The 7,758-nt window shown below is 69.8% G+C and carries 5 protein-coding genes and 1 pseudogene; 5 read left to right on the top strand and 1 reads right to left on the bottom strand.

Going from position 1 to position 7,758, the window contains the following annotated elements; all coding sequences use genetic code 11:
• Positions 1–229: 229 nt before the first annotated feature.
• Together ACSQ2G_RS23780 and ACSQ2G_RS23775 are read left to right on the top strand one after the other, a co-directional pair.
• A pseudogene (locus ACSQ2G_RS23780) lies at positions 230–433 on the top strand (cold-shock protein); the annotation flags it as partial.
• Positions 434–571: 138 nt separating this feature from the next.
• Entirely contained in the window at positions 572–769 is a 198-nt protein-coding gene (locus tag ACSQ2G_RS23775) for a cold-shock protein (RefSeq protein ID WP_026171987.1), read from the top strand.
• Between the two features lie 141 nt (positions 770–910).
• Here the strand turns inward: ACSQ2G_RS23775 and ACSQ2G_RS23770 are convergent, their stop codons facing one another.
• Positions 911–3,223: an NADP-dependent malic enzyme gene (locus ACSQ2G_RS23770; protein WP_436034836.1), complete on the bottom strand. Its 2,313-nt coding sequence runs from the start codon at positions 3,221–3,223 to the stop codon at positions 911–913.
• A gap of 370 nt (positions 3,224–3,593) precedes the next feature.
• Here ACSQ2G_RS23770 and uraH point away from each other — a divergent pair, with 370 nt between their 5' ends.
• Genes uraH through xdhB form a run of 3 tightly spaced genes read left to right on the top strand, consistent with a single transcriptional unit; the run spans position 3,594 to position 7,732 of the window.
• Positions 3,594–3,941 carry a hydroxyisourate hydrolase gene (uraH, locus tag ACSQ2G_RS23765; RefSeq protein ID WP_436034835.1) on the top strand — a complete coding sequence of 116 codons (348 nt, stop codon included), beginning with the start codon at positions 3,594–3,596 and terminating at the stop codon, positions 3,939–3,941.
• A 1-nt stretch (position 3,942) separates the two neighbouring features.
• Positions 3,943–5,400, top strand: a complete 1,458-nt coding sequence (gene xdhA, locus ACSQ2G_RS23760; protein ID WP_436034834.1) for a xanthine dehydrogenase small subunit — start codon at positions 3,943–3,945, stop codon at positions 5,398–5,400.
• Positions 5,393–7,732: a xanthine dehydrogenase molybdopterin binding subunit gene (gene xdhB, locus ACSQ2G_RS23755; protein WP_436034833.1), complete on the top strand. Its 2,340-nt coding sequence runs from the start codon at positions 5,393–5,395 to the stop codon at positions 7,730–7,732. Before xdhA ends, xdhB begins: the two co-directional genes overlap by 8 nt.
• Positions 7,733–7,758: the final 26 nt, after the last annotated feature.

Raw genomic sequence — 7,758 nt, 5'->3', positions numbered from 1 at the left:
ACTTCAAAGCTAAGCTTCAACACCTTCTCAGGTGTGGCTTTCACGCCACGTCCGGCGACGTTTCGGCCGCCGTCGACCCGTGTCACGCGAAAATTTATCGCCGGGACCGGGCTTGGCTTGAGATTCTGCCATCAAACCCCGTAGCGCGTTCCGCGGATTTGCGTCATGAGAGCAGGATGGAAGGACGCGGGTCGGTAACTGGCCCGCTGAATGAGGTTTTGAGGATAAGATGGCGAACGGTGTCGTTAAGTGGTTCAACCCGGCCAAGGGCTTTGGTTTCATTCAGCCCGAGGACGGCGGCCAGGACGTGTTCGTCCACATCGCCGCGGTTGAACGCTCGGGCCTGTCGGGCCTGAACGAAGGTGACCAGGTGGCTTACGAGCTGGAAGAGGACCGCCGCTCCGGCAAGACCTCGGCCGGCAACCTGCGCGTGACCGGCCAAGGCGCCGCGCCGTCGGCTCCGCGCCGTCCGGCCCGCGACTTCGGCGCCCCGCGCGGCGGCGGCTATGACGCTCCGCGTGGCGGCGGCTACGGCGGCGGTGGCGGCGGCGCGGGCGAAGCCGGCACCGGCGTGGTGAAGTGGTTCAACAGCACCAAGGGCTTCGGCTTCATCCAGCCCGACAACGGCGGCGGCGACATCTTCGTGCACATCTCGGCCGTCGAACGCGCCGGCCTGCGCGGCCTGAACGAAGGCCAGCAAGTCGGCTACGAACTGGAACAGGACCGCCGCTCGGGCAAGACCTCGGCCGGCAACCTGCGCATCCTCTAAGGATACGAAAAATCCGGCCGGGCGCGGAGCGCTCGGACGGGTCTTCGATCCCGGAACCAGGCCCCGCAGGAGCCTTTCCCCGTCGCTGAGACGGTGGAGGGGTTCCTGCGGGGCCTTTTCTTGTGCCTTGTCCGCGCCGTTCTAGATCAGTCGATGCTCGCGTTCCGCGGCGGCCTGGTTCACGGCCAGGGCGGTCACGTTGGCGATGCCGCGGGCGGTGACGCTGGGCGTCAGCACGTGCAGCGGCCGGCTCATGCCCAGCAGCAGCGGGCCGACCAGCAGGCCCTCGGTGGCGGCGCTGAGCAGGGTCAGGGCGATGTTGGCGGCGTCCAGGGTGGGCATGACCAGCAGGTTGGCCGAGCCCTTCAGGGCGCTGTCGTGCACCAGCCGGTCGCGCAGGGCCTGGGACAGGGCGGCGTCGGCGTGCATCTCGCCATCGACCTCGAGCTCGGGCGCTCGCTCGCGCACCAGGGCCAGGGCTTCGCGCATCTTGCGGGCGGTCGGCGAGTTCGACGCGCCGAAGCTGGAATGCGACAGCAGGGCGGCCTTGGGCGTCAGGCCGAACCGGCGCACGGATTCGGCGGCCAGCAGCGTCATCTCGGCCACCTGTTCGGCGGTCGGGTCGACGTTGACGTGGGTGTCGCAGAAGAACAGCGTGCCGTTGTCGATGATCAGCGCCGACAGGGCGTAGACCCGGCCGACATTCTCGCGCTTGGGGATGATCGGCAGCACATAGGTCATGTGCTGCCACCAGTCGCCGGCCCCGCCCACCAGGGCGGCGTCGACATGGCCGGCCTGCAGCAGCATCGAGGCCGAGACGGTCCGGCGGTTGGTCACCCGGCGCTCGGCGGCCAGGGGCGGCACGCCGCGGCGGCTGACCAGGCCCTGGTAGCGCTCGACCAGCGGGGCGAACAGCGCCGTGTCGGCGGAGGGATCGAGGATCTCGACGCGGTTGTCGAAGTCCAGCCGCAGGCCCATCTCGGCGGCCTTGGCGACGATGGTCTCGCGCTTGCCGATCAGCACGGGCTTGCAGAGGCCTTCGTCGACGACGGTCTGGACGGCGCGCAGCACCCGCTCGTCATCGCCCTCGGCATAGGCGACGCGGACGCCGCCGGTCTCGGCGGCCGCCTTGGTGGCCTTGCGGGCCCGCTCGAACACCGGGCGCATCAGTTGGCCCGAGCGGTAGACGAACAGCTCCAGCTCCTGGCGATAGGCGTCGAAGTCGGCGATCGGCCGGGTGGCGACGCCGCTGTCCATGGCCGCCCGGGCCACGGCCGGGGCGATCTGCAGGATCAGCCGCGGATCGAAGGGCTTGGGAATGATGTACTGGCCGCCGAACATCGGGGCGACGCCGCCATAGGCGCTGGCCACCACTTCGGAGGCCTCGGCGCGGGCCAGTTCGGCGATGGCCTCGACGGCCGCCACCTTCATGGCCTCGTTGATCTCGCTGGCGCCGACATCCAGGGCGCCGCGGAAGATGAACGGGAAGCACAGGACGTTGTTGACCTGGTTGGGATAGTCGCTGCGGCCGGTGGCCATGATGGCGTCGGGGCGCTGGGCGGCGACGATCTCGGGCAGGATCTCCGGCTCGGGATTGGCCATGGCCAGGATCAGCGGATTGGGGGCCAGCAGCGGCAGCCATTCGGCCTTGAACACGCGCGGCGCGGACAGGCCCAGGAAGATGTCGGCGCCCGGCAGGACGTCGGGCAGGGTCCGCGCGTCGGTCGGCCGGGCGTAGCGGGCCATGTTCTCGGGCATGTCGGGTTCGCGCCCGGCATGGACCACACCCTTGATGTCGGTCAGGGTGACGTTCTCGACCGGCAGGCCCATCGAGACCAGCAGGTCGACGCAGGCCAGGGCGGCCGCGCCGGCCCCCGAGGTCACCAGCTTGACGTCCTTCAGGGTCTTGCCTTGGACGACCAGGGCGTTGCGGACGGCGGCGGCGCAGACGATGGCGGTGCCGTGCTGGTCGTCGTGGAACACCGGGATGTTCATCCGCTCGCGCAGCTTGCGCTCTATGACGAAGCATTCCGGGGCCTTAATGTCCTCCAGATTGATGCCGCCGAAGGTGGGCTCCAGGGCCGCGACCACCTCGATGAACTTGTCGGGATCCTCGGCGTCGACCTCGAGGTCGAAGACGTCGATGCCGGCGAACTTCTTGAACAGGACCGCCTTGCCCTCCATCACCGGCTTGGAGGCCAGCGGGCCGATATTGCCCAGGCCCAGCACGGCGGTGCCGTTGGAGATCACGGCCACCAGGTTGCCGCGCGCGGTGTAGTCCCGGGCGGTGTCGGGGTCGGCGGCGATGGCCTCGCAGGGGGCGGCGACGCCGGGCGAATAGGCCAGGCCCAGGTCGCGTTGGGTGGCCATGCGCTTGGTGGCTTCGATCGCCAGCTTTCCGGGCCGCGGCAGACGGTGATAGTCCAGGGCGGCTTTACGGAAATCCTCGTCCATCGGTCGTTCCTCGGTGGCTGCGCAAGGTTTGTCGGCGCGGATCGTCTGTGGGGTCGGTGCGATCCGTCAGGGCCTAGCTACCGGTGTTGGCGCGGCTTTTCCAACCTTACGCAGCGTCAGAGCGCGTTTTTTGCGATCCAGGGCACCGGGCGGGCGATCGCGGCTGGCCGCATAAGTAATAAAAGACTTATATAAGCCCATTCGGCGGGCGCCGGTCGCCGCCCGACAAGGCGCTTTGGGCTCAACCGGCGCTCGGCGGGCCTGGCGGCTGGACTTGCCGGGGCGGCAGTCCCAGCATCGTCGGAAGATGCTCCGTTTCGGGAGCAAGGGTTTAGACTGGGCGGCGACGCCCGGCCATGGATTGAAACGCATGAGCGGCTTGACGACCCATATCCTCGACACCGCCGCCGGGCGCCCGGCGGCCGGGGTCGCCGTGCGGGTGTCGAGCCGGCGCGACGGCGTCGTCGTCCTGCTGGGCGAGACCCGCACCGACGCCGACGGCCGGGCCCGGCTGGTCGAGGGCGACGACCTGGCGGTTGGCGGCTATCGGCTGGAGTTCAGCGTCGCCGACTATTTCAGGGCTTCGGGCGCGGCCGTCTCCGATCCGCCGTTCCTGGACGTGGTGGTGATCGACTTCGCGGTGGCCGATCCGGCCCAGCACCATCACGTGCCGTTGCTGGTCTCGCCGTTTGGCTATTCCACCTATCGGGGCAGCTGAGATGGCGGCGAACCAACAGGCTGGCGTGCGCTTCCTGCTGAACGGCGAGGTGGTCGAGGCCCGGGGCGTCGATCCCACCCGGACGCTGCTGGAGCATCTGCGCGGCGACCTGCGGCGGACGGGGACCAAGGAAGGCTGCGCGGAAGGCGACTGCGGGTCGTGCACCGTGCTGGTCGGCGAACTGGACGGGCAGGGCGGGACAGCCTGGCGGGCGGTCAACAGCTGCATCCAGTTCGTGCCGATGCTGGACGGCAAGGCGGTGATCACCGTCGAGGGGCTGGGCAAGGACGAGCCGCATCCGGTGCAGGCAGCCATGGTCGAGCACCATGGCTCGCAGTGCGGCTTCTGCACGCCGGGCATCGTGATGTCGCTGTACGGCCGGGCCGTCGCGGCGAAAGGAACGGCCGCGCCGGTCGACGAGGTGCTGGCCGGAAACCTGTGCCGCTGCACCGGCTATGGCCCGATCATCGCCGCCGCCGAGGCGATCGCGCCCGAGGCAGCGCCGGACGTCGCCGGCACGCTGGCGACGCTGCGGCGGGACGAGGCGCTGACCCTGGACTATGCCGACCCGATCGCCGGCGTCACCCGCCGCTGGTTCGCGCCGCTGAGCGTCGACGAGCTGGCCAGGACCTGTGAACAGCATCCGGACGCGGTGCTCGTGGCCGGAGCCACCGACATCGGCTTGTGGGTCACCAAGCAGCGTCGGCCGCTGGAGACCCTGATCGATATCGGCCGGGTCGACGCGCTGAAGACCGTGACCCGAGAGGACGGCTGGCTGCGGATCGGGGCGGGAGCGCGCTATGTCGACGCTCTCGACGTGCTGGCCGAGCTCTATCCCGATCTCGGCGCGATGATGCGACGGCTGGGGTCGACCCAGGTGCGCAACAGCGGCACGATCGGCGGCAACATCGCCAATGGCTCGCCGATCGGCGACATGCCGCCGGCCCTGATCGCCCTGGGCGCGGAGCTGGTGCTGCGCAAGGGCGATGTCCGGCGGACGCTTCCGCTGGAGGACTTCTTCATCGCCTATGGCCGGCAGGATCGCGCGCCCGGCGAGTTCGTCGAGGCCGTGCGCGTCCCGACCGACCTGGACGGGGCGATGTTCAAGGTCTTCAAGCTGTCCAAGCGCTTTGACCAGGACATCTCGGCGGTGTGCGGCGCCTTCAACATCAAGATCGTGGACGAGGTCGTTACCGCCGCCCGCATCGCCTATGGCGGCATGGCCGGCACACCCAAGCGCGCCGCCGCCTGCGAGGCCGCCCTGGTCGGCCGGCTCTGGAACCGGACAACGATCCACGCCGCCGTCGAGGCTCTGGCGAGCGACTTCACGCCCCTGACCGACGCCCGGGCCTCGGCCGCCTACCGCGCCCTGACCGCCGGCAACATGCTGCGCAAGGTGTTCATCGAGTCCGCCCGGCCGGACCTGGAGACCCGCGTGCCGGAGGCGGCTCATGGCTGACTCTGGCGTCAAGCTGGTCGAGCCGGTGGTCTTCCAGGGTGCCCACGCCTCGCTGCCGCATGACAGCGCCCTGCGTCACGTCAGCGGCGCGGCGATCTATGTCGACGACATCCCCGAGCCGGTCGGCATGCTCCATGTCCACCTGGGCATGAGCAAGAAGGCCCACGCGCGGATCGTCGCCATGGACCTGTCGGCCGTCCGCGCCTCGCCCGGCGTGGTGGCGGTGCTGACGGCGCAGGACATCCCCGGCGAGAACGACGTCAGTCCGGTGATCCACGACGACAGGCTGTTCGCCGACGGCGAGGTGGTCTGCGTCGGCCAGAGCCTGTTCGCCGTGGCCGCCACCTCGATCGCCGCCGCCCGGGCCGCCGCCGCCAGGGCCACGGTCGAATACGAGGACCTGCCGGCCGCGATCACCATCGGGGAGGCCCGCGAGGCCGACCTGAAGATCGAGGCCAGCCAGCGCATGGCGCGCGGCGATGCCGCGGCCGCCCTGGCGGCCTCGCCCCGGCGGCTGCAAGGCGCGTTCGCCATCGGCGGCCAGGACCACTTCTATCTCGAGGGCCAGGTCGCCCTGGCCACGCCGGGCGAGTGCGGCGACGTCCATGTCTGGTCGTCGACCCAGCATCCCAGCGAGGTCCAGCACCTGGTGGCCCGCGTGCTGGACGTGCCGCATACGGCGGTGACCGTCGAGGTGCGCCGCATGGGCGGCGGGTTCGGCGGCAAGGAGACGCAGGCCTCGCTGTTCGCCGCCGCCGCCGCCCTGGTGGCGGTCAAGACCGGCCGCCCGGCCAAGGCCCGTCCCGACCGCGACGAGGACATGGTCATGACCGGCAAGCGGCATGACTTCGAGGTCGCCTACGACGTCGGCTTCGACGACGAGGGCCGGCTGACGGGCCTGGCGCTGGAGCTGGCCTCGCGCTGCGGTTCGACCACCGACCTGTCGATGGCCATCAACGACCGGGCGATGTTCCACGCCGACAACTGCTACTTCCTGCCGGCCGTCGAGATCGTCTCCCACCGCTTCAAGACCCACACCGTGTCGAACACCGCCTTCCGCGGGTTCGGCGGCCCGCAGGGCATGGCGGCGATCGAACGGGTGATGGACGCGGTCGCCCAGGCCACGGGCCTGGACCCGCTGGAGGTGCGCCGCCGCAACCTCTATGGCGGCGAGGGGCGGAACCTGACGCCCTACCATCAGACCGTCGAGGACAATGTCGCGCCGCAGTTGCTGGCCGAACTGGCCGCCGCCTGCGACTACGAGGCCCGTCAGCGCGAGATCGACGCCTACAACGCCCGCAGCCCGGTGCTGAAGAAGGGCCTGGCCCTGACGCCGGTTAAGTTCGGCATCTCGTTCACGACAACGCACCTGAACCAGGCCGGGGCGCTGATCCACCTCTATGCCGACGGCTCGATCCTGCTGAACCACGGCGGCACCGAGATGGGGCAGGGGCTGTTCGTCAAGGTCGCCCAGATCGTCGCCGAGGCGTTCAAGGTCGACCTGTCGAGGATCAAGGTGACCTCGACCGTCACCGACAAGGTGCCCAACACCTCGGCCACGGCCGCCTCGTCGGGCACGGACCTGAACGGCATGGCGGCGTTGAATGCGGCCAACGCCATCAAGGCGCGGCTGGTCGAATTCGCCGCGAAGAAGTGGGGCTGCGACGAGGCCGAGGTCGCGTTCACGCCCGAGGGCCTGCGGACGGGAGCCGAGGTGATCCCGTTCGAAGTGCTGTGCCGCCAGGCCCACCTGGCCCGGGTGTCGCTGTCGTCGACCGGCTTCTACGCCACGCCGAAGATCCACTACGACCGCGCCACCCATACGGGGCGGCCGTTCTACTATTTCGCCTATGGCGCGGCCTGCAGCGAGGTGCTGATCGACACCCTGACCGGCGAGATGAAGGTCACGCGGGCCGACATCCTGCACGACGCCGGCCGCTCGCTGAACCCGGCCATCGACCTGGGGCAGATCGAGGGCGGCTTCGTCCAGGGCATGGGCTGGCTGACCACCGAGGAGCTGGTGTTCAGCGACGACGGCCGCCTGCTGACCCACGCCCCCTCGACCTACAAGATCCCCACCTGCGGCGACCGGCCGGCGGTGTTCAACATCGCGCTGTGGGAGCCGGGCCGGAACGTCGAGGAGACCGTCCACCGCTCCAAGGCCGTGGGCGAGCCGCCGCTGATGCTGGCCCTGTCGGTGCTGTCGGCCGTGAACCGCGCCGTAGCCTCGGTGGCCAACCACAAGGTGTTCCCCAACCTCGACGCGCCGGCGACTCCGGAGCGGATCCTGATGGCGGTCGAGGACGTGAAGCGGAGGGCCGGTCTTGGTTAAGGCGCCCGACGTCACCCTCTCCCAGA

It is taken from the genome of Caulobacter sp. LjRoot300, assembly GCF_964253875.1.
GTDB lineage: Bacteria > Pseudomonadota > Alphaproteobacteria > Caulobacterales > Caulobacteraceae > Caulobacter.
The sequence above is the reverse complement of the archived record's forward strand: the minus strand, read 5'-3'. Positions and strand labels throughout refer to the sequence as shown.